This window comes from Tenebrionibacter intestinalis, assembly GCF_016632365.1.
Taxonomy (GTDB): Bacteria; Pseudomonadota; Gammaproteobacteria; order Enterobacterales; family Enterobacteriaceae; genus Tenebrionibacter; species Tenebrionibacter intestinalis.
This window is the reverse complement of record NZ_JAEPBH010000035.1, coordinates 19348-41421: the sequence shown is the minus strand read 5'-3', so window position 1 is coordinate 41421 and position 22074 is coordinate 19348. Positions and strand designations below refer to the sequence as shown.

General features: G+C 54.1%; 16 protein-coding genes. 10 read left to right on the top strand and 6 right to left on the bottom strand.

What is annotated here, in order from left to right:
* Window positions 1-650: 650 nt before the first annotated feature.
* A complete protein-coding gene (asnS, locus tag JJB97_RS13450) occupies window positions 651-2051 on the bottom strand; it encodes an asparagine--tRNA ligase (protein WP_238714511.1) in 1401 nt (466 codons plus the stop codon).
* 227 nt (window positions 2052-2278) lie between these two features.
* The gene (gene pncB, locus JJB97_RS13445; protein ID WP_238714510.1) at window positions 2279-3481 is read right to left on the bottom strand and encodes a nicotinate phosphoribosyltransferase; all 1203 of its coding nucleotides are present in this window, start codon (window positions 3479-3481) and stop codon (window positions 2279-2281) included.
* A gap of 263 nt (window positions 3482-3744) precedes the next feature.
* Between pncB and pepN the strand changes: the two genes are divergently transcribed.
* The 3 genes from pepN to JJB97_RS13430 all read left to right on the top strand — a co-directional run bounded on the left by pepN (window position 3745) and on the right by JJB97_RS13430 (window position 8467).
* On the top strand, window positions 3745-6357 hold the full coding sequence (pepN, locus tag JJB97_RS13440) for an aminopeptidase N (protein ID WP_238714509.1): 2613 nt from the start codon (window positions 3745-3747) through the stop codon (window positions 6355-6357).
* A gap of 402 nt (window positions 6358-6759) precedes the next feature.
* Window positions 6760-7770 carry a quinone-dependent dihydroorotate dehydrogenase gene (gene pyrD, locus JJB97_RS13435; RefSeq protein ID WP_238714508.1) on the top strand — a complete coding sequence of 337 codons (1011 nt, stop codon included), beginning with the start codon at window positions 6760-6762 and terminating at the stop codon, window positions 7768-7770.
* 157 nt (window positions 7771-7927) lie between these two features.
* Window positions 7928-8467 carry a cell division protein ZapC gene (locus tag JJB97_RS13430; protein WP_238714507.1) on the top strand — a complete coding sequence of 180 codons (540 nt, stop codon included), beginning with the start codon at window positions 7928-7930 and terminating at the stop codon, window positions 8465-8467.
* Here JJB97_RS13430 and JJB97_RS13425 read toward each other — a convergent pair.
* On the bottom strand, window positions 8464-9573 hold the full coding sequence (locus JJB97_RS13425) for a YcbX family protein (RefSeq protein WP_238714506.1): 1110 nt from the start codon (window positions 9571-9573) through the stop codon (window positions 8464-8466). The genes JJB97_RS13430 and JJB97_RS13425 overlap by 4 nt on opposite strands.
* A gap of 97 nt (window positions 9574-9670) precedes the next feature.
* On the opposite strand from JJB97_RS13425, the gene rlmKL reads away from it, so the two are divergent.
* From rlmKL to rmf, 6 genes are all read left to right on the top strand, one after another.
* Complete coding sequence (gene rlmKL / locus JJB97_RS13420; protein ID WP_238714505.1) at window positions 9671-11788, top strand: bifunctional 23S rRNA (guanine(2069)-N(7))-methyltransferase RlmK/23S rRNA (guanine(2445)-N(2))-methyltransferase RlmL; 2118 nt, start codon at window positions 9671-9673, stop codon at window positions 11786-11788.
* A 3-nt stretch (window positions 11789-11791) separates the two neighbouring features.
* Window positions 11792-13708 (top strand): ABC transporter ATP-binding protein, encoded by a 1917-nt coding sequence (locus tag JJB97_RS13415; RefSeq protein ID WP_238714504.1) that lies wholly within the window; start codon window positions 11792-11794, stop codon window positions 13706-13708.
* Between the two features lie 14 nt (window positions 13709-13722).
* Window positions 13723-14991 carry a membrane integrity-associated transporter subunit PqiA gene (gene pqiA / locus JJB97_RS13410; protein ID WP_238714503.1) on the top strand — a complete coding sequence of 423 codons (1269 nt, stop codon included), beginning with the start codon at window positions 13723-13725 and terminating at the stop codon, window positions 14989-14991.
* Window positions 14981-16621, top strand: a complete 1641-nt coding sequence (gene pqiB / locus JJB97_RS13405) for an intermembrane transport protein PqiB (RefSeq protein ID WP_238714502.1) — start codon at window positions 14981-14983, stop codon at window positions 16619-16621. The genes pqiA and pqiB overlap by 11 nt, the downstream gene beginning before the upstream one ends.
* Window positions 16618-17178: a membrane integrity-associated transporter subunit PqiC gene (gene pqiC, locus JJB97_RS13400; RefSeq protein WP_238714501.1), complete on the top strand. Its 561-nt coding sequence runs from the start codon at window positions 16618-16620 to the stop codon at window positions 17176-17178. Before pqiB ends, pqiC begins: the two co-directional genes overlap by 4 nt.
* A 235-nt stretch (window positions 17179-17413) precedes the next feature.
* Window positions 17414-17581 (top strand): ribosome modulation factor, encoded by a 168-nt coding sequence (gene rmf, locus JJB97_RS13395; protein WP_238714500.1) that lies wholly within the window; start codon window positions 17414-17416, stop codon window positions 17579-17581.
* Window positions 17582-17656: 75 nt separating this feature from the next.
* Here the strand turns inward: rmf and fabA are convergent, their stop codons facing one another.
* The gene (gene fabA / locus JJB97_RS13390) at window positions 17657-18175 is read right to left on the bottom strand and encodes a bifunctional 3-hydroxydecanoyl-ACP dehydratase/trans-2-decenoyl-ACP isomerase (RefSeq protein WP_238714499.1); all 519 of its coding nucleotides are present in this window, start codon (window positions 18173-18175) and stop codon (window positions 17657-17659) included.
* A gap of 67 nt (window positions 18176-18242) precedes the next feature.
* Window positions 18243-19997: an AAA family ATPase gene (locus tag JJB97_RS13385; RefSeq protein ID WP_238714498.1), complete on the bottom strand. Its 1755-nt coding sequence runs from the start codon at window positions 19995-19997 to the stop codon at window positions 18243-18245.
* Between the two features lie 183 nt (window positions 19998-20180).
* Here JJB97_RS13385 and matP point away from each other — a divergent pair, with 183 nt between their 5' ends.
* On the top strand, window positions 20181-20633 hold the full coding sequence (gene matP / locus JJB97_RS13380) for a macrodomain Ter protein MatP (RefSeq protein WP_238714497.1): 453 nt from the start codon (window positions 20181-20183) through the stop codon (window positions 20631-20633).
* Between the two features lie 111 nt (window positions 20634-20744).
* On the opposite strand, the gene ompA is transcribed toward matP, so the two are convergent.
* The gene (ompA, locus tag JJB97_RS13375; protein WP_238714496.1) at window positions 20745-21818 is read right to left on the bottom strand and encodes a porin OmpA; all 1074 of its coding nucleotides are present in this window, start codon (window positions 21816-21818) and stop codon (window positions 20745-20747) included.
* Window positions 21819-22074: the final 256 nt, after the last annotated feature.

The window sequence follows — 22074 nt, the reverse complement described above, 5'->3', positions numbered from 1 at the left end:
TGGCAGCCTGAGCTTCCTGTCTTAGCTCTCTCCAGGAAAACCGGTGCGGTTCACCTGGACTGATTCGTAATCGCTGGATTCGGTCATTCTGTCTCCTGGTTTATACGGGTTAACCAGATAACCACGGGGAGCAGGTACCGGCATCCACTTTACAGACGGTCCCGGCGTAAAATGCCTGACCTGGCTCCTGTTAGCGGTTACCAGCGCCCCACCAGACCCGGTGACATCACCCCCCGGATCATGGACGACTGGGGGCAGTAATCATGCCGGGTCTGGCTGGCTAACACCCCATTATAAGGGGTTCGAATAAAGTAACGGGGCAGGCGGCGGGTAACACAGGCCGCTGCGGCTCTTCTGGCAAAGGCCTGCGATACAGTAAAATCACCACCGCTTCGCGGTGCGTCCACCGCCAGCTTGCGGCCGTCCCGGCGTTCTGTTTCGCCTCAGCCCGCCTGTCAGCAGACGTCAGCGCTCTGTGCGTAAGCCTGTACGCGTTAAAGCGAACAGGGATGCTGAGAGCAAAAAAAGAGGCCCGATATAACGGGCCTCAATATGCCGTGGATTTTTGTATTAACAGGAATCGTTATTTACAAACAGGCTTAACTGACTGGCATTACAGCGTGACGCAGGCCCTTTCAGTCAGTTGCTGTTTAGAAATTCGCGTTACGCGGCGTACGTGGAAAGGGGATAACGTCACGAACGTTCTGAACGCCGGTTACGTAGGCAATCAAGCGCTCAAAGCCAAGCCCGAAGCCGGAATGCGGCACGGTGCCATAGCGGCGCAGATCGCGATACCACCAGTAATCTTCTTTATTAAGCCCCATTTCCGCCATGCGGGCATCCAGTACATCCAGGCGCTCTTCACGCTGGGAGCCGCCGATAATTTCGCCGATGCCCGGCGCCAGTACATCCATTGCCGCCACGGTTTTGCCATCTTCATTAAGACGCATGTAAAACGCCTTAATATCTTTCGGATAGTTTTTTACTACCACTGGCGCTTTAAAGTGCTTTTCGGCCAGATAGCGCTCATGCTCTGAAGCTAAATCCACGCCCCAGTACACCGGGTTTTCAAATGGTTCGCCGCATTTTTCCAGGATAGCTACCGCATCGGTGTAGTCTACCTGCGCGAAATCGGCCGCTACGAAACGCTCCAGGCGTTCAATGGCTTCTTTATCAACGCGCTCGGCAAAGAACTGCATGTCGTCGCGCCGCTCCTGCAGCACAGCGTTGAAGACGTATTTCAACATGGCTTCCGCCAGTGAAGCGACATCGTTGAGGTTGGCAAACGCGACTTCAGGCTCCAGCATCCAGAACTCGGCGAGATGGCGGCTGGTATTGGAGTTTTCGGCGCGAAAAGTGGGGCCGAAGGTGTAAATCTTTGACAGCGCGCAGGCGTAAGTTTCGCCATTAAGCTGTCCGGATACGGTCAAAAAAGCTTCTTTGCCGAAAAAGTCCTTATCGTAATCCACGCGGCCTTTATCGGTGCGCGGCAGGTTTTCCATATCCAGCGTGGAAACGCGGAACATTTCGCCTGCGCCTTCCGTATCGGATGCCGTAATAAGCGGTGTGGAAACCCAAAAAAAGCCCTGCTCGTCAAAGAAGCGATGCAGCGCCTGCGCCAGCGTATGGCGAACGCGCGCTACCGCGCCAATCAGATTGGTACGCGGGCGAAGGTGCGCGACTTCACGCAGATACTCGATGCTGTGGCGCTTGGCGGCCATTGGATAAGTGTCCGGATCGTCAACCCAGCCCGTCACTTCAACCTGCGTTGCCTGAATCTCGAAGCTTTGGCCCTGGCCTGGAGAGGCGACGACGATACCGGTCACGATAACGGAGCAGCCGGTAGTCAGACGCAGCACGTCTTCATGGTAATTCGGCAGAGAATGATTAATGACGGCCTGTACGGGATCAAAGCAGGAACCGTCATAAACGGCAAGGAAGGAGATACCGGCTTTAGAATCTCTACGTGTGCGTACCCATCCGCGCACGGTGACTTCACTGTCAACGGCGACGCGACCCTGGAGTACGTCAGCTACAGGCACAACGCTCATATTTTTCTCTCTTTAAAAGTCAGTGTGATATCCCGGCGTCCGGCGGGCAAAACGAAGCCGCAGAAACGTCATGTTCCGATCCCGTTAATTGGCTAAGGGCCGGGAAATAAAGTTTACCCTGTAACAGGGGGTTACTTATGTTACCTACTGGCGGCTATCGGGCAAGCAGAATTCGCACGATGCAGAAAAGAAAAAGACAGGCAGGGCGCAGCTCGCGCGCCCTAAAATTAGCTGGCTTTGCTTACCTTAGGCAAATCGAACGCTTTGCGTAGCGCGCGGACAAACGCTTTATCTTCGCAGATGGTTTTTCCCGGGCTGTCTGAGAGTTTAGCGACCGGTTTGCCGTTACATTCCACCAGCTTAATTACAATATTAAGCGGTTTTACGCCTGGTATGTCGCAGGTTAATCGGGTACCGATACCAAAACCTAACTGCACACGTGAAGCGAAGTGCCGGTAAAGGCTGACGGCTTTGGGGAAATCCAGGTTATCAGAAAAAATCAGCGTCTTACTGAGGGGATCGATACCCAGTTTTTCATAGTGCGCGACGGCTTTTTCGCCCCACTGCACCGGATCGCCTGAATCATGGCGCAACCCCTGATAGCGGGTGGCGAATTCGCGGCCGAAATCGCGCAGAAAGGCGTCCATAGTGATGCAGTCGGTAAGCGCGATGCCCAGCCTGTCCGGATACTCTTTAAGCCAGGCTTCCAGCGCCGCGCGCTGGCTGTTAGCCAGTACCGGACTGATTTGTTGATGGGCCTGAAACCATTCGTGCGCCTGGGTGCCCATTGGCGTTAAATTCAGGCGGCGTGCGAGATCGTAGTTGCTGGTGCCGATAAACCACGGTTCCTGTTGCAAACGCTCAACGATGGCCTGCTGCACATCGCGCGAGAAGCGGCGGCGGGTGCCGAAATCCATAAGACGAAACCGGCTCATATCGAGGTCCGCGGTAATTTTCGCCAGATCTGCAAGTTTGGTTTCCAGTCGCTCCAGCGCAAGCTCAACGCTTGCCTGCGGCGAACGGTAGCGATGTACCACTTCGCTAATAACGGCTAACAGCGGTACTTCCCACATAATGACTTCGCGCCAGGGGCCGGTCAGACGGATATCAAGCTTGCCGTTCTGGCTACTGATTTTTACCTGATCCGGGTTATAGCGGAACTGGCGAAGCCAGCTCAGGTAGTCGTCTTTAAAGAAAGGAAGGGCGCAGAGCCAGCGAAATTCCTCGTCCGTCAGGGCAAGGTGCTGCATCTGCTCAACCTGTTCGCGTATGGCGCCGGCATAAATACCCAGCAGATCGTCACCACGACAGCGAAATTCCGCTGCGACATTGACATCATCATAGTGGTGAAAAACCGCCTGCTGCATATGAAGCTTGTAGGCATCGGTATCCAACAGCGTTTGCAGTATCGGGGAAGCGTATCGTGTCATGGCGCGTCGCGGCAACCTCTCACAGGAGCGTTTCATCGGTGCTAAACAGACAAAGACGCAGGAGTATACCCTGATTATTAGTTTATTGAACCAGAATCACAACATAACTGCCTCGATGGGTCGAGGGCAAATTGTGCCGCCTGTTACGCGGTTAGCGCAAACTTGCTGATGTGTTGCGCAGAAAGACGGATCGCCGTGGCAACATCGCAACAACAGGAATAGACTGACTGTCGTTACTTACGGATGATATAAAAGGCCCTTTTATGACACAGCAGCCACAGGCGAAATACCGTCGCGACTACACTGCGCCGGAATTCACGATTACAGATATAGACCTGACGTTCGAGCTGGATGCCGCCCGTACTACGGTAACGGCCATAAGCCGGGTGCAACGTCAGGGGAGCCATCCAGCCGCGCTGCGGCTGGATGGCGGAGAGTTGAAGCTAATAGCGCTGAAAGTAGACGACCGTGACTGGCGGGATTACCGGCTACAGGATGGAGCGCTGGTTATTGATAACCTGCCTGACACCTTCACGCTGACGGTGATTAACACCCTCAGCCCGGCGGCCAATACCGCGCTGGAAGGGCTGTATCAGTCCGGTGAAGCGTTGTGTACCCAGTGCGAGGCCGAGGGGTTTCGCCATATCACCTGGTATCTGGATCGTCCGGATGTCCTGGCGCGCTTTACCACAAAAATTATCGCAGACAGCACGCGCTACCCCTGTTTGTTGTCAAACGGCAACCGTATTGCGCAGGGCGAGCTGGATGACGGCCGTCACTGGGTGCAGTGGCAGGATCCCTTTTTAAAGCCGTGCTACCTTTTTGCGCTGGTGGCGGGCGATTTTGATGTGCTGAGGGATAGTTTTACTACCCGCTGCGGGCGTGAAGTCGCGCTGGAGCTGTATGTCGATCGCGGTAACCTCGATCGCGCCGGCTGGGCGATGGCGTCGCTAAAAAATTCGATGAAGTGGGATGAAACCCGCTTCGGCCTTGAGTACGATCTGGATATTTACATGATTGTCGCCGTTGATTTCTTCAACATGGGAGCGATGGAAAATAAAGGCCTTAATATCTTTAATTCTAAATTCGTGCTGGCGCGCGCTGATACCGCGACGGATAAAGATTATCTGAATATTGAACGCGTTATCGGCCATGAGTATTTCCATAACTGGACGGGCAATCGCGTTACCTGCCGCGACTGGTTCCAGCTCAGCCTGAAAGAGGGCCTGACGGTATTTCGCGACCAGGAGTTTAGTTCCGACCTCGGTTCCCGCGCGGTGAACCGTATCAGCAATGTACGCACGATGCGCGGTATGCAATTCGCCGAAGACGCAAGCCCAATGGCGCACCCCATTCGGCCGGATAAAGTTATTGAAATGAATAACTTTTACACGCTGACCGTGTATGAGAAGGGAGCGGAGGTGATTCGTATGCTGCACACGCTGCTGGGCGAGGCTAACTTCCAGAAAGGCATGCAGCTTTATTTTGAGCGTCACGATGGTAGCGCTGCCACCTGCGACGACTTTGTGCAGGCTATGGAAGACGCTTCAAACATTGATCTTTCCCATTTCCGCCGCTGGTACAGCCAGTCTGGTACGCCCATCGTTTCAGTGCAGGATAATTATAATCCGCAAACGAAGCAATATACGCTCACTATCGCTCAGCGTACGCCGCCGACGGCCGATCAGCAGGAGAAGCTGACGCTGCATATTCCGTTTGATATTGAGCTTTACGATGGCGAAGGTCGAATCATCCCGTTACAGCACAACGGGCATCCTGTACACCACGTACTGAACGTCACTCAGGCGCAGCAGACGTTTGTATTCGATAATGTCCATTCCCGGCCGGTGCCATCCCTGCTGCGCGAGTTTTCTGCGCCGGTGAAGCTGGAATATAACTGGAGCGATGCTCAGTTAACCTTTCTGATGCGCCATGCGCGTAATGATTTCTCACGCTGGGATGCGGCTCAGAGCCTGCTGGCGGCCGTTGTCAGATTTAATGTGGCGCGTCAACAACAGGGGCAGCCGCTGTCATTGCCTCAGCATGTAGCGGACGCTTTTCGCGCAATACTGCTTGATGAAACCATCGACCCGGCGCTGGCGGCGGAAATTATGACGCTGCCAACCCAGAATGAAATGGCCGAGCTGTTTGAGGTTATCGACCCGCAGGCGATTGCGGCGGTTCATGACTCGCTGACTCGCGCGCTGGCGCAGGAACTCGCGGATGAGCTGTTGGCGATTTATAACGCGATGGCCGTGAAGACGTACCGAATCGATCATGGCGATATCGGTAAACGCGCGCTGCGAAACGCCTGCCTGCGCTATCTGGCATTTGGAGAACAGACGCTGGCGCAGAGGCTGGTGAGCGCGCAGTATTACGGCGCGGATAACATGACTGACGCCATAGCTGCGCTGTCTGCGGCGGTAGCGGCGCAACTGCCCTGTGCCGATACGTTGATGGCCGAATATGATGATAAATGGCATCAGGATGGTCTGGTAATGGATAAATGGCTGGCGTTACAGGCAACAAGCCCGGCAGCCGATGTACTAAAGCGCGTGCGTATGCTGCTGACGCATCGCGCGTTTTCTATGAGCAACCCGAACCGCGTGCGTTCGCTGATTGGGGCGTTTGTCAGCGCCAACCCGGCGGCGTTCCATGCGCCGGACGGCAGCGGTTATCAGTTTCTGGTCGAGATGTTGAGCGAGCTAAACAGCCGTAATCCGCAGATAGCATCGCGTCTGGTTGAGCCGCTAATCCGCTTTAAGCGCTATGATGAGCATCGCCAGACATTGATGCGTACAGCGCTCCAGACGCTAAAGGCGCTGCCGAATCTTTCCGGCGACCTGTATGAAAAAGTGATGAAAGCGCTGGCGTAGTCATTCACCCCTTGTGATAAGAAGCCAGGCTCTGGCTGGGACCGCAGATTGATATCAAAGGGGGGCAAAACGCAGTTTTGCTCCCTTTTTACTTAAACATGCGCAAATCATCCCGTTATCTTATTTTCCAGGCGCCGGGGACGAATCTGTACGGCCCGGCGCTTGTTAACAAATTTTTTACTGGCGTGTAAATAGCGACGCGGCGAAAAATGTGACGCCTCTGTATGCCGGTCAGTACGCTCCCGGCGTAAAGACGGTTAAAAAAGCGTCTTTATGGTTTACGCGCAACATAGCGTAAAGCAGATGCAGTTAGCGCTTTTTTGCGACAGGTCAATTCACATTCGGCGTGCGATCCTGAATAATACGGCCCCGGTTTGCATACCGGGAATCCAAGGAGAGTTCATGTACTACCCCTTTGTTCGTAAAGCCCTGTTTCAGCTCGATCCTGAGCGAGCTCATGAAGTGACCTTCCAGCAATTACGCCGCGTGACGGGTACGCCGTTTGAGTGGCTGGTGCGCCAGAACGTGCCGGATAAACCGGTCGCCTGTATGGGTTTGACGTTTAAAAACCCGCTCGGCCTTGCCGCCGGCCTGGATAAAAACGGCGAATGCATTGATGCGCTGGGCGCGATGGGGTTTGGCTCGATTGAGATTGGCACTGTAACGCCGCGCGCGCAGCCCGGTAACGATAAGCCGCGCCTGTTTCGTCTGGTGGAAGCCGAAGGTTTAATCAACCGTATGGGCTTTAATAACCTCGGTGTGGATAACCTGGTTGAAAACGTTAAAAAGGCGCATTTTAACGGCATTCTTGGCATCAATATTGGTAAAAATAAAGATACGCCGGTTGAGCAGGGGAAAGATGACTATCTGATTTGTATGGAAAAAATCTATCCTTATGCCGGGTATATCGCGATTAATATTTCGTCGCCGAACACGCCCGGTCTGCGTTCACTACAGTATGGAGAAGCGCTCGACGATCTTCTTTCTGCGCTAAAAAATAAGCAGCAGGCGCTTCATGAGGCTCATCATAAATATGTGCCGCTTGCCGTTAAGATTGCCCCGGATTTGACCACGGAAGAATTGATTCAGGTCGCCGATAGCCTGGTTCGTCATAATATTGATGGTGTGATTGCGACAAATACAACGCTCGATCGCACGCTCGTAAGCGGCATGAAATATAGCAATGAAGCCGGCGGCTTAAGCGGCAGGCCGCTGCTGCAAAAAAGCACGGAAATTATTCGCAGCCTGGCGCAGGAATTAAATGGCCGCCTGCCGATTATCGGCGTGGGCGGCATCGACTCCGCCATTGCCGCGCGTGAAAAACTGGCCGCTGGCGCGACCCTGGTACAGATATATTCCGGCTTCATTTATAAAGGACCGACGCTAATAAAAGAGATACTTAAACATCTCTGATAACGGTTTCCGGGGCTTTATTTTTGGCCCTGGTTACATTATATTCCACGGCTTGTTGCTTATTTGGGCATTATGGTCTTTTCTTTTAGGTGAGCAATTTAAAGCGAAGCGCGAGCTTATAACAAAATAGCGTAGGCAAAAGTCAGGGGTTAGGATTATGCGCATTAAACCGGACGATAATTGGCGTTGGTATTTTGATAAAGGGCACGATCGTATGATGCTCGATCTGGCCAATGGCATGGTCTTTCGTTCGCGTTTCCCCGGTAAAATGCTCACCCCGGATGCCTTTACCCACTGTGAGTTTTGCGTTGATGACGCGGCGCTCTATTTTTCTTTTGAGGAGCAGGCGCGCGAACTGGAATTAACCTCTGACCAGCGAGCGGAGCTGGTGCTTAATGCGCTGGTGGCCATCCGCTTTCTCAAACCGCAGATGCCGAGAAGCTGGCACTTTATGTCTTATGCCGATATCTGGCAGCCTGCGCAGGGCGATGCCGCCAGCGTCTGGATCTGCGATAATTATCAGCAGGTCAACCTGCTGGTCGTCGAGGCTGCCGGCAGCGCCTCGCTGTGTTTGCTGGCGCAGCCGTCGCTTTGCCTTGCCGGGCGTACCATGCTGCTTGGCGATGCGATAAAAATTATGAACGATCGCCTGCGTCCGATGCCGGTACAGCAGGCGCTGGCGCGCGAAGCCGTTTAAGCTTCGCTCAGCCGCAGCGGCCCGGCCGGAATACAGCTACAGCACAAAATTGTGCCATCTTCGGCAATGGCGCTCTTTTTCAGCGGCGTCACTTCCCCTTCCAGCAGCCGTATACGACATCCCCCGCACACGCCGGCGCGGCATGACCACGCAACGCGTATTCCCTGGCTTTCCAGTTGCTCCAGCAGCGGTTGCTGGTTATTGCCCTGCCACTGCCGGTCATTCCACTGCAGGCTAAATTGTGAGACGGCTTCTGCCCGTGGTTTGCGCGTATCTTCAATTATGCCGGCGCCGTAAACCGGTGCTTCGCCAGTTTCAAGCACTTCGAATCTGTCTCCCTCGCGTACCAGCCCGCTGTTGCGGGCAATCAGGTTTTGCCCAAAGTTAATATTGCCATCTTCACCAGTGCGAAAACGTTGTAATGTTGCGAGCGGTTCGCCTGCGCCGTGCTTATGTCCACGCTGTGGATTAACGGTTGTGAGCACGCAGCGGGAGCAGGGCCTGGCGACGTCGAAAATGACATTGCCGATGCGCACTACGCGCCAGCGATCCTCGTCCCACGCCTCGGCGCCGGTCACGACCAGATTCGGACGAAATTGCTCCATTTGTACCCCGGCCGGGCAGCGTTTTTGAAGATCGCGCAGCGAGCTTTCGCTGGTAAGCAGATACGGAAAGCCGTCGGCAAAGCCGAGCGGAATTTGCTGATGGTCTTTGATGCGTCGCGTCGGCTGCGGCCCAATCCAGCGCAGCTCAATGTTGTGATTAAAGAAGCCGCTCAGCCAGCGGTTGATGTCGGCAGGTGCGATGCGGGCAGTGAAATGGTTACCCCAGACTTCAGTTGGAGCCTCCTGGGGGTGGAAATCGGTAAAACGCACGCTGGCCGCGCTGCCGTCAGGCGCATACAGGCACAGGCCGTCGGGCAGCATAACGGGCGTAAACAGCACCATTTCCGGGTACTGGCGCGCGGTAATAAACGTTCCGTCGGTATTTGTCAGCATAAAATGTCTGTCGAAATTCAGACCGCTGATACCGGCTGCGGCGTGGGAGACGCGCAGGCCACGCAGAGATTTGACGGGATATATGTAAACCCGGTTAAGTGAAAGCATGTGGCCCTCCGCAGGCAGAAATAAAAGGCCAACTTTAGGATATGTGACCTGGATTAGCTATAATGCGCGGCAATTTTCCTTATCAGTAAGTGAGACTATGAATTCTCTGTTTGCCAGCACGGCGCGCGGGCTTGAAGAACTGCTTAAAAGCGAACTGGAAAACCTGGGCGCCCGGGACTGCCAGGTGGTCCAGGGAGGGGTACATTTCCAGGGCGATATGCGTCTGCTGTATCAGAGTTTGATGTGGAGTCGCCTGGCGTCGCGTATTTTGCTGCCGCTTAGCGAGTGCAAAGTTTACAGCGATCTCGATCTTTATCTGGGGGTACAGGCGCTGGACTGGCCGTCGATTCTGGCGCCGGGGGCGACGTTCTCTGTACACTTCAGCGGGTTAAATGAGCAAATTCGCAACAGCCAGTATGGCGCAATGAAAGTGAAAGACGCCATTGTGGACGCCTTTACCCGTAAAAGCCTGCCGCGCCCCAATGTCGATCGTGAAATGCCCGATCTGCGCGTTAACGTGTGGCTGAATAAAGATGTCGCCAGCATTGCGCTGGATATGAGCGGCGAAGGCCTGCACCAGCGTGGCTATCGCGATCGCACCGGCGCGGCGCCGCTGAAGGAAAACCTTGCGGCGGCGATTGTGTTGCGCTCAGGCTGGCAGCCCGGCACGGCGCTGCTGGATCCGATGTGCGGTTCCGGCACGCTACTGATTGAAGCCGCAATGCTGGCAACCGATCGTGCGCCAGGTCTGCATCGCACCCGCTGGGGCTTTCATGGCTGGCAAAAGCATGATGAGGAGGTCTGGAAAACGGTAACCACGCAAGCGAAGGAGCGCGCGCGCCGCGGCCTGTCCGACTATGGCTCACGCTTTTATGGCTTTGATAGCGATGCGCGCGTTATTGAACTGGCGCGCGTTAACGCCCGTCGTGCCGGTCTGGCCAGTCTGATTCGCTTTGACGTAAGAGACGTAGCGCAACTGGAAAACCCACAGCCGCAGGGGCCGTGCGGAACAGTTATCAGCAACCCGCCTTACGGGGAACGCCTTGAAAGCGAACCGGCGTTAATTGCTTTGCATAGCCTGCTGGGGCGTATTATGAAAGCTAAATTTGGCGGCTGGAATCTGTCGCTGTTTAGCGCCTCGCCGGAGCTGCTCAGTTGCCTGCAACTGCGCGCTGACAGGCAATTTAAGGCCAAAAACGGCCCGCTTGACTGCGTACAGAAGAACTACCGTTTGGCTGAAAACCCCTCTGGCGCTCAGCCGGTTGATATTGCTGGCGATTTTGCCAACCGTCTGCGTAAAAACCAGAAAAAGCTGGAGAAGTGGGCGCGTCAGGAAGGCGTTGAATGCTATCGCCTCTATGATGCTGATCTGCCGGAATATAACGTTGCCGTGGATCGCTACGCCGACTGGGTGGTGATTCAGGAGTACGCGCCGCCGAAAACGGTCGAGCCGCAGAAGGCGCGCCAGCGCCTGTTTGACGTGATTGCTGCAACGCTCACGGTACTGGGCTGCGCCACGAATAAGCTGGTGCTGAAAACCCGCGAACGTCAGAAGGGGAAAAATCAGTATCAGAAAATGGCTGAGAAGGGTGATTTTATGGCGGTGCGTGAATATGATGCGCGCCTGTGGGTTAACCTCACCGATTACCTCGATACCGGCCTGTTTCTGGATCACCGCATTGCGCGGCGTATGCTGGGTGAAATGAGCGGCGGTAAAGATTTCCTGAATCTGTTCTCGTATACCGGCAGCGCCAGCGTCCATGCCGGGTTAGGGGGCGCACGCTCTACGACCACGGTAGATATGTCCCGCACTTACCTGGAGTGGGCCGAACGCAACCTGCGCCTTAATGGTCTGAGCGGGCGCGCTCATCGCCTGATTCAGGCTGACTGCCTGAGCTGGCTGCGCGACTGCGACGAACGTTTCGATCTGATATTTATCGATCCGCCAACCTTCTCAAACTCTAAACGAATGGCGTCGGCGTTTGATGTGCAGCGCGATCATATTCAATTGATGCGCGATCTCAAACGCCTGCTGCGCGCAGGCGGCGTCATTATGTTCTCGAATAACAAACGCGGGTTTCGCATGGATATTGAGGGATTGGCAGAAATTGGGCTAAACGCGCGTGAAATTACGCAGAAAACGCAGTCCCCGGATTTTGCCCGCAACCGCCAGATCCACAACTGCTGGCTGATTACCCACGTCGGCAAGGAATAAAACATGTCTTTAATAAGTATGCATGGCGCCTGGCTTTCCTTTAGCGATGCGCCGCTTCTGGATAACGCTGAACTTCATATTGAAGATAACGAACGCGTGTGTCTGGTAGGGCGTAACGGCGCCGGTAAATCAACCCTGATGAAGATACTCAACCGGGAAGTACCGCTTGATGATGGAAAGATTATTTATGAACAGGATCTGATTGTCGCCCGCCTGCAACAGGATCCGCCGCGTAATGTTTCCGGCAGCGTCTATGACTTTGTGGCTGAAGGCGTGCAGGAGCAGGCTGAATATCTGAAGGATTACCATCGCCTGTCGCAGACGGTGATGGCCGACCCCAGTGAAAAGAACCTTAACGCGCTGGCGAAGATTCAGGAAACGCTGGATAACCAAGGGCTGTGGCAATTGGAAAGCCGTATTAGCGAGGTGGTGGCGCAGCTTGGGCTGGAGGCTGATATGCCGCTCTCTTCGCTCTCAGGCGGTTGGCTGCGTAAAGCCGCCCTTGGACGTGCGTTGGTCAGTTCGCCGCGCGTACTGTTGCTTGATGAACCAACCAACCATCTTGATATAGAAACTATCGACTGGCTGGAAAATTTCCTGAAATCGTTTGGCGGCACTATTGTCTTTATCTCCCACGATCGCGCCTTTATCCGCAATATGGCGACGCGTATTGTCGATCTCGATCGCGGAAAGCTGATTTCATATCCGGGTGATTACGATCGTTACCTTCTGGATAAAGAAGAAGCGCTACGCGTGGAAGAATTGCAGAATGCGGAGTTTGACCGCAAGCTGGCGCAGGAAGAAGTGTGGATTCGCCAGGGCATTAAGGCGCGCCGTACCCGCAACGAAGGCCGCGTTCGCGCCCTGAAGGCGATGCGCCGCGAGCGTAGCGAGCGCCGGGACGTTATGGGAGCGGCGAAAATGCAGGTGGAAGAAGCGTCCCGCTCCGGCAAGATAGTCTTTGAGATGGAAAATCTCAGCTATGGCATTGGCGAGCGTACGCTGGTAAAAAATTTCAGCGCACAGGTGCAGCGCGGCGACAAGATTGCGTTAGTTGGCCCGAACGGCTGCGGCAAAACCACCTTGCTCAGGCTAATGCTTGGCGATTTGGCGCCCGTAGCCGGGCGTGTACATACCGGAACGAAGCTTGAAATTGCCTATTTCGATCAGCATCGGGCAGCGCTTGATCCCGATCGTACGGTGATGGATAACCTTGCTGAAGGCAAGCAGGAGGTTGTGGTCAATGGTAAACCGCGCCACGTACTGAGCTACCTGCAGGACTTTTTGTTCCATCCGAAACGCGCGATGACGCCGGTGCGCGCGCTTTCTGGCGGTGAACGTAACCGCCTGCTGCTGGCGCGCTTGTTCCTCAGGCCCAGCAATCTACTGATTCTTGACGAACCGACCAACGATCTGGACGTGGAAACCCTTGAGCTGCTCGAAGAGCTGATTGATAGCTATCAGGGCACCGTTTTATTAGTCAGCCATGACCGTCAGTTTGTGGATAACACCGTCACCGAATGCTGGATTTTTGAAGGCGAAGGCCGCATCGGGCAATATGTGGGGGGCTACCATGACGCCCGTGAACAGCAGGCGTATACGCAACCGCTGCGTCAGAGCGCAGCGCCAAAAGCTGAAGAGAAAAAAACGCCGGTGAAAAATGAACCGGCTAAGCGCGGCGCGCCTGCAAGCAAGCTCAGCTACAACCTGCAGCGAGAGCTGGAAGCATTGCCGCAAAAAATGGAAGATCTGGAGGCCGGGCTGGAGGCGTTGCAGGCCCGGGTGAGCGATGCTGATTTTTTTAATCAGCCTCATGAAGTAACGCAAAAAGTGCTTTCAGATTTAGCGGCCGCCGAACAGGCGCTTGAAACGGCATTCGAACGTTGGGAATATCTTGAGTCGTTGAAAAACGGTGGATAAGGGAGAATCCCGGCATGTGTGAACAGCACCACGCTTCGCGACATATTTTGTGCCCCCAGTGTGATTTGTTGGTGGCGCTGCCGCCTTTGACGGCGGGAGAAAAAGCCTGTTGCCCACGCTGCTCGACAACGCTTACGACGCAATGGCAAGCGCCGCGTCAGCGCCCGACGGCTTACGCTCTGGCGGCGCTGTTTATGCTGTTGCTCGCTAATTTATTTCCGTTCGTTAATATGAAAGTCGCAGGCGTCGTCAGCGAAATTACGCTACAGGCGATCCCTGGCGTCATGTTTTCCGAAGATTACGCCAGCCTCGGTACGCTTTTTGTGCTGTTTGTTCAACTGGCGCCGGCAACTTGCCTGCTCGGCATTTTGCTGCTGGTCAACCGTATCCCTGTGACTTTCAGGGTATCGCGCGTGCTTGCCCGTGTATTGTTCCAGCTAAAAACATGGGGTATGGCGGAGATTTTTCTCGCGGGTGTGCTGGTGAGCTTTGTCAAGCTGATGGCCTACGGCGATATCGGTATCGGGCCTGGCTTTTTACCGTGGTGCCTGTTTTGCATACTTCAGTTGCGCGCCTTTCAGTGCGTGGACCGACGGTGGCTGTGGGATGATCTCGCCCCTGCGCCTGCGGTGCGACAGCCGCTTGAAGCAGGCAAAATGGGTATGCCGCAGGGGCTTCGCGCCTGTTTGTGCTGCACCGCGATAGTGGCGGCGCAGCAGTCTGTTTGCCCGCGTTGTCATGTGAAGGGATATGTGCGTCGCCATAACAGTTTGCAATGGACGCTGGCGTTGCTGTTAACCTCCATCATTCTCTATCTGCCGGCAAACCTCCTGCCCGTCATGATTACCGACCTGTTGGGCGACAAAATGCCCTCGACCATTCTCGCCGGCGTCGTGCTGCTGTGGAGCGAGGGGTCGTACCCGGTGGCGATGGTGATTTTCATCGCCAGTATTATGGTGCCGACGCTAAAGATGGTGGCCATCGGTTGGTTGTGCCTGGATGCCAAAGGTTACGGGCGGCGTGACAGTGAGCGGATGCACAAGATTTATGAAGTAGTGGAATTTGTTGGACGCTGGTCAATGATTGATGTCTTTGTGATTGCCGTACTTTCTGCGCTGGTGCGTATGGGTGCGTTAATGAATATTTATCCCGCTATGGGAGCCTTAATGTTTGCTCTGGTGGTCATTGTAACAATGTTGGCCGCCATGATGTTTGACCCGCGGCTGTCGTGGGACAGGGCGGCACAATCAAGCCATAAGGAGCTTGCTGAGCATGGAAAGTAACCGCGGGGAGGCGCAGGTGCGTAAGATCAGAAGCTGGTCGCCAGTGTGGATCTTCCCGATTATTACCGCGCTTATTGGCGCGTGGATCCTGTTTTATCACTACAGCCATCAGGGGCCGGAAGTGACGCTGATTACCACCAATGCAGAAGGCATTGTTGGCGGTAAAACGGCAATAAAAAGCCGCAGCGTGGATGTGGGCGTGGTAGAAAGCGCGGTGCTCTCTGACGATCTGCATCATGTAGAAGTAAAGGCGCGTCTGAATGCGGGCATGGAAAAGCTGCTGCATAAGGATTCGGTATTCTGGGTTGTTAAACCTGCCATCGGCCGCGAAGGGGTGACCGGGCTGGGCACGCTGTTGTCTGGCGCTTATATTGAGCTTCAGCCGGGTACGGCAGGCGCTGCGCCGGGAGAGTATGAATTGCTCGATTCACCGCCGCTTGCTTCGCCGGATGCTAAAGGCATTCGTATTGTGCTTGACAGCGACAAGGCCGGGCAACTGTCGCCGGGCGATCCGGTGCTGTTTCGCGGCTATCGCGTCGGCTCGGTGGAAACCAGCAGCTTTGATGCCAACAAACGCAGCATGCAGTATCAACTCTTTATCAGCGCGCCGAATGACCGTCTGGTTACCAGTAATGTGCGTTTCTGGAAAGACAGCGGTATCGCGGTGGACATGTCCTCATCCGGCATGCGCGTGGAAATGGGATCGCTCACGACGCTGTTTAGCGGCGGCGTGAGTTTTGACGTGCCGGAAGGATCGTCGTTGGGCGAACCGGTGGCGGAGCGCAGCGAGTTTAAACTTTATGACGACCGGCGCAGCATTCAGGATTCACTGTTCACGCGACATATTGACTACCTGCTGTTCTTTAAAGATTCGATTCGCGGCCTGCAGCCGGGGGCGCCGGTCGAGTTTCGGGGCATTCGTTTGGGCAGCGTATCTCAGGTTCCGTTCTCAGTGCCGGGTATGGATCAGAAATTGAACGCGGATTACCGTATTCCGGTGCTGATCCGCATTGAGCCGGAACGGATTCAGAACCAACTGGGCGAAGATCCGGATATCCAGGGACATCTGTCTGAGCTGCTCCGAAATGGCCTGCGCGGTTCGCTTAAGACTGGCAATATTGTTACCGGCGCGCTCTATGTCGATCTCGATTTCTACCCGAAAGCGCCTGCGGTAAATAAACAACCAAACGTTGGCGGTTATCCGGTAATACTGACGGTTTCCGGCGGGCTGGCGCAGATTCAGCAGAAGCTTATGGATGCGCTGGATAAGATTAACAATTTGCCGCTTAACCCGATAATCAATCAGGCGACCAGCGTTCTGAGTGAAAGCCAGCGCACAATGCGTGAGTTGCAAAAGACGCTTGATAGCATCAATAAAATTGCCGGTAGCGCATCGATGCAGAAGTTGCCTGAGGATATGCAACAGACGCTAAGAGAGCTAAACCGCAGCATGAAAGGCTTCCAGCCGGGGTCTGCGGCCTATAACAAGATGGTGGCCGATATGCAGCGCCTGGATCAGGTGTTGCGTGAACTTCAACCGGTACTGCGTACGCTCAACGATAAGAGCAACGCGCTGGTATTTGAAGCTAAAGATAGAAAAGATCCCCAGCCAAAGAGGGCGAAGCAATGAAAAAATGGCTCGCGTTCGCTGTGGCTGCCGCGCTGAGCGCGTGCAGCAGCAGTGAAGATAAAACATACTATCAGCTACCGGTTGTCGCTCAGCCGGTCGCGCAAAGCCAGACATTGAGCAATCATCAATTATGGGTGGACCAGGTCACCGTACCTGATTTCCTTGCCGGTAACGGCGTGGCGTATCAGACCACGGATGTTCAGTATGTTATCGCGACACAAAACCTGTGGGCCAGCCCGCTGGATCAGCAACTGCGCAATACGCTGGTCGCTAACCTGAGCGCGCAGTTGCCGGGGTGGGTAATTTCATCCCAACCGCTGGGCAGCGAACAGGATGTGCTTAGCGTGAATGTTACCGGTTTTCACGGTCGCTATGACGGGCGTGTGATAGTCAGCGGCGAGTGGCTGCTTTATCATCGTGGGCAGATAAGCAAGCGCCCGTTCTGGGTTGAGCTCAAACAGGAGCAGGATGGTTACGATGCGATGGTTTCTACGCTGTCCCGGGCCTGGCAACAGGCGACGCAGGGGGTGTCCGGGCAAATTTCACGCCTGCCCTGAAAACGGGCAAACGGGCTAAAAAAGCCGTGCCGCGCGCAATGAGTGTACGCGTGGCTTTGCTGCGCTTACGTGCTTACTTTTACAGTAAGAGGACGAAAGTGATTAAAAATTGTCAAACTGGCGTGAAATTTGCGCATTGACGGCACCGATCAATCAGCGTATCTCTTATTTGTGGCTGCATAATTTGTAGCCGCTGTTTTCTTTTTCCACAGATCAAAAATGAGGGAAACGAGGCATGAAGAGACAAAAACGAGACCGTCTGGATCGGGCCCATCAGCGTGGTTATCAGGCCGGCATTGCTGGTCGCTCCAGGGAAATGTGTCCGTATCAGGCACTAAATCAGCGGTCCCACTGGCTGGGAGGCTGGCGAGCTGCCATGGAAGACAGGGCAGTACTTGCCTGACTCTGTCTCTTTAAAAAAGAAACCTCCGCTTTGCGGAGGTTTCGCCTTTCTGACGCGTAATGATTAAAGCGCTAATCAGAACATGGACGTATCTTTAAACAGACCCACTTTAAGATCGGTTGCGGTATAAATCACGCGCCCGTCAACCAAAACTTCACCATCAGCCAGCCCCATAATCAGACGGCGATTCACCACGCGTTTGAAGTGAATACGATACGTGACTTTCTTCGCGCCTGGCAGCACCTGGCCGGTGAATTTAACTTCACCCACACCCAGCGCGCGACCCTTGCCTTCCCCGCCCAGCCAGCCGAGATAGAAGCCGACCAACTGCCACATGGCATCAAGGCCCAGACAGCCAGGCATAACCGGATCGCCGATAAAATGGCAGCTAAAAAACCAAAGATCGGGATTGATATCCAGCTCCGCTTCCACGTAACCTTTATTAAAGTTGCCGCCGGTTTCGGTCATTTTTACTACGCGGTCCATCATCAACATATTGGGAGCCGGCAGTTGAGGGCCTTCTGCCCCAAATAACTCGCCACGTCCTGAGGCAAGCAGATCTTCTTTTGTATAGGATTCGCGTTTATCAACCATTCTGGGGTAAGCCTTATTACAGTGAAGAACGCAGATTAGCTAACACGTGTACGCTGAACAAGTCCGATCAGTTGTGGTTGAACCAGTTGAGCCAGCGCAGCGGCCAGGGATAACGATGACGAGCCTCCTGCTGATTGACCTGGGCAATACGCTCCTGGATAGCCTGCAGCAGCGTATTTTCGCCTTCTCCGTCCCACGGTTGGGCCGTAAGTAAAGTAATTGCTTCAACCGCATGCTCAACGGCCCAGATGCTAAACTGGCCCTGCTCGACCGCATCCAGTACATCCTGATGTAACGACAGATGACGAATATTTGCCGCAGGAATAATGACGCCCTGCTTGCCGGTGAGTTCACGCTGCTCGCAAATGCGGAAAAAACCTTCCACCTTTTCGTTCACTCCTCCGACTGGCTGAATGCGCCCAAACTGATCGACTGAGCCGGTAATGGCGAGGCTTTGGTTGACCGGCGCGCCGGACAGGGCGCTGATAAGCGCGCAAAGTTCAGCGGCTGAGGCGCTGTCACCGTCCACTTCGCTGTAGGACTGCTCGAAGGTGAGTGAGGCAGAGAAAGGCAGTTGTTGATCAAGTTCAAGCTCGGCCATAAGGAAGGATTGCATAATCATCATGCCCTTAGCGTGAATATTCCCCCCCAATTCAGCTTTGCGTTCAATATCAGTAAATTCGCCATCGCCGAAATGCACCACGCAGCTAATACGCGAAGGTTCGCCAAATGCGCGCGGATGGCCGGGAAATTCGATCACGGACAACGCATTTACCTGACCCAGCCGTTCGCCCTCGGTTTCAATCAGAATCTGATTAAGCAGAATCTCGTCCTGCATGCGCTCGGCCAGAAAATTTTCGCGCCAGGCGCGCTGCTCCAGCATTTGCGTAAATTCCGCTCCGGAGAAGGCGGCCTCACAAAGCGGCGCCACTTCCCGTAGCTGGCGCAATAACCATTCCGGGCACAGCGGCAGCGTTTCGCGATCGCCCGTATAGCGCACGGCTTCGCGTATTACCGGCGTCCAGGCATCCTGTTTTGCAGAAGGTAAATTGTATGCGCTGGCTATGCTTTGTACCCAGTCGCGCCATTGCAGCAGAGGGCCAGGATCGTTATCAGTTTGCAGGTTTTCTTCATACTCGCTATAAATCGCAAACTCAGCCAGGTCAGGTTCCATTTCCTGAAAATCGGCCAGCGCGTCGCGATCGCCGCACAGGACAACTTTTACCTGTAACGGCAGGGAGGGGACGCTAACCGGAAGCGGGCGGGCTTCGTCCGCAGGTAGCCAGTCAAAACGCTTTTGCGCCACCATTTGCCGCAGACGCAGCCAGAGCAGCGGTTGTAACAGTACGGTACGCAGTGACAATACCAGCACGCCGCCGTTCGCGTGATGAAGCAGACCGGGTTTCAGATCGATTTCATCAGCATAGCGGCGAACGCTGCCAAACAATTGTTCGTGCTCTATCCAGTCGGCCACCTGAGGTTCACCGCAGGCTGCAAAGTTGTCTTCAGGCGACGTGACGGGATGTAGCGTGACGCTCCCTTTTTGCGCCTGGTAGCGACCGCCGTAAAGCGAGCCTGTTTCCGGCTGCATTTTTCGTACCGTTGCGCCAATTAACGACAGATACGTTGGCGTAGCGGGGCATTTCACCAGCATGAAATCAGAAGGGCTGTAAGGCGATAAAAGCTGCGTCAACCCATAACAAAGACGAGGCTGAAGCTGCTGAAAAATATCCGTATCGGATGACGCAGGTTGCGCGTTTTGCTCCTGAAAAATGAGCGTTTCAGGAACCAGGGCCTGCCAGGAGAGTTGATTTATTGTCAAAATTTTCTGCGTTTGGTTAAAGGCGAAAAGCCTGATTATACAGGATATGATACTTCTTCACACGGCCTGAGCGCAGCCTGAAGCCATTAAGTTTGCACGGCCAGGTTAGCCTGTTATTTCTCCTCAGCAAAGCCCACAAAAACTGTTATCCTGAAGGGGTTACACGGTCACCCTGAGATCAGCATGAAATATCAGCAACTGGAAAATCTTGAAAGCGGCTGGAAATGGAAGTACCTGGTAAAAAAACACCGGGAAGGTGAACCTATCACTCGCTATCCTGAGGCCAGCGCAGCAAAAGAAGCTGTGGAATATTTACTCAGTCTGGAAAACCGGCCTGTTCTGGTGACTGAGTGGATTAACAGCCATATGAATCCCGATCTGGTGAATCGTATGAAGCAGACGATTCGTGCACGACGCAAGCGCCATTTCAATGCTGAACACCAGCATACGCGTAAAAAATCTATCGATCTTGAATACCTGGTCTGGCACCGGCTGGCGGGGCTTGCTCATCGTCGTGGCGCAACGTTATCGGAAACCATTGTACAGCTTATTGAAGATGCAGAGCGCAAAGAGCAGTATGCCGTGCAGATGTCGACCTTAAAAGGCGATCTACAGGCGTTACTTGGGAAAAAATAGTGGGGCAGTAGCGACGCTGCGGTTAAACGCAAACGGCGCGATATCATTAATAATCAACGAAACACATAAAAAACCCCGCATAGAGCGGGGTTTTTTGTATCAGTTAATAACTTAAGCCTGCGGCTGAGTTACAACGTCTTTGATGCCTTTAACTTCGATTTCTACGCGACGATCCGGCGCCAGGCAGTCAATCAGAGCTGCGCGAGCTTTCACGTTGTCACAGGTGCTGCCAGTAACCGGGTTAGATTCGCCCATGCCACGTGCAGAGATCTTGTTAGACGGGATGCCTTTAGAGATCAGGTAATCAACCACAGACTGCGCGCGTTTTTCAGACAGCTTCTGGTTGTAAGCGTCAGAACCGATGCGGTCGGTGAAGCCCAGAACAACAACAGAGCCATCTTTCGGATCCAGGTTGCTCAACTGAGTGTACATCTGATCCAGCGCCTGACGGCCTTCCGGCTTCAGGGTCGCTTTGTTGAAGTTGAACAGAACGTCAGACTTCAGTGTGAAGTGCTTGGTCTGTACCTGCGGAGCCGGAGCTGGCGCCGGTGCAATAACCGGTGCCGGCGTGTCCTGACCAAAGCGGTAAGACAGGCCCAGGCTCAGCATGCCGTTGTCCGGACGGGTACCAACGGTATGCGCGTCGCCGATGTTGCTGATCCACTGGTATTCCAGACGGGTAGCGAGTTCCGGCGTCATCGCCCACTCAAAACCTGCTGCATACAGCGGAGAAACGCCGGTGTCGTGATCTTTCAGGCGATTGTCGAACTCATTTTTAGCCGTAGAGTCTGCACGCCATACCATACCGCCCAGACGGGTGTAGATATCCAGATTGTCAACGATCGGATAGCTCAGTTTAGCGGTAGCCTGAATACCCTGCGCTTTGAATGCGCCGTTTTCAGTATTACCGGTGTATTCCATGCGACCCAGCCAGTCGTAACCCATCTCGAAACCAACGTACGGGTTAACCTGATAGCCACCGAAAGCGCCTGCGCCCAACTGGCTGTTATGAGTGGAACCGTTACCGATGCCGTTATCATAACCATTGCCGTAGAAGCCGGTGTCGTGGTACTGAGACCAGCCTGCTTTAGCACCTGCATACCAGGTATTATCTTTCGGAGCGGCCTGCGCTACGGTAGCGAAGCCAGCCAGTGCCACTGCAATCGCGATAGCTGTCTTTTTCATTTTTTGCGCCTCGTTATCATCCAAAAATTCCACGGGCTTTAAACTGATAATTTACAAGCCCGCGGCTAAATCCTTTACTGGTGTTAATGCTCAGTTATAACTTTACCGTTCACAACGGTTTTTCAATGAACAACCCCAGCGACGTAAAGTCTACAACGTCGCTCAAAACTTACAAGTGTGAAGTCTGTGCGAAGTTTGGGAAAAACCGAAGCAAAAAAATTTTTTTTTACATTTTTGTTCGAAAAACAAACGCCGA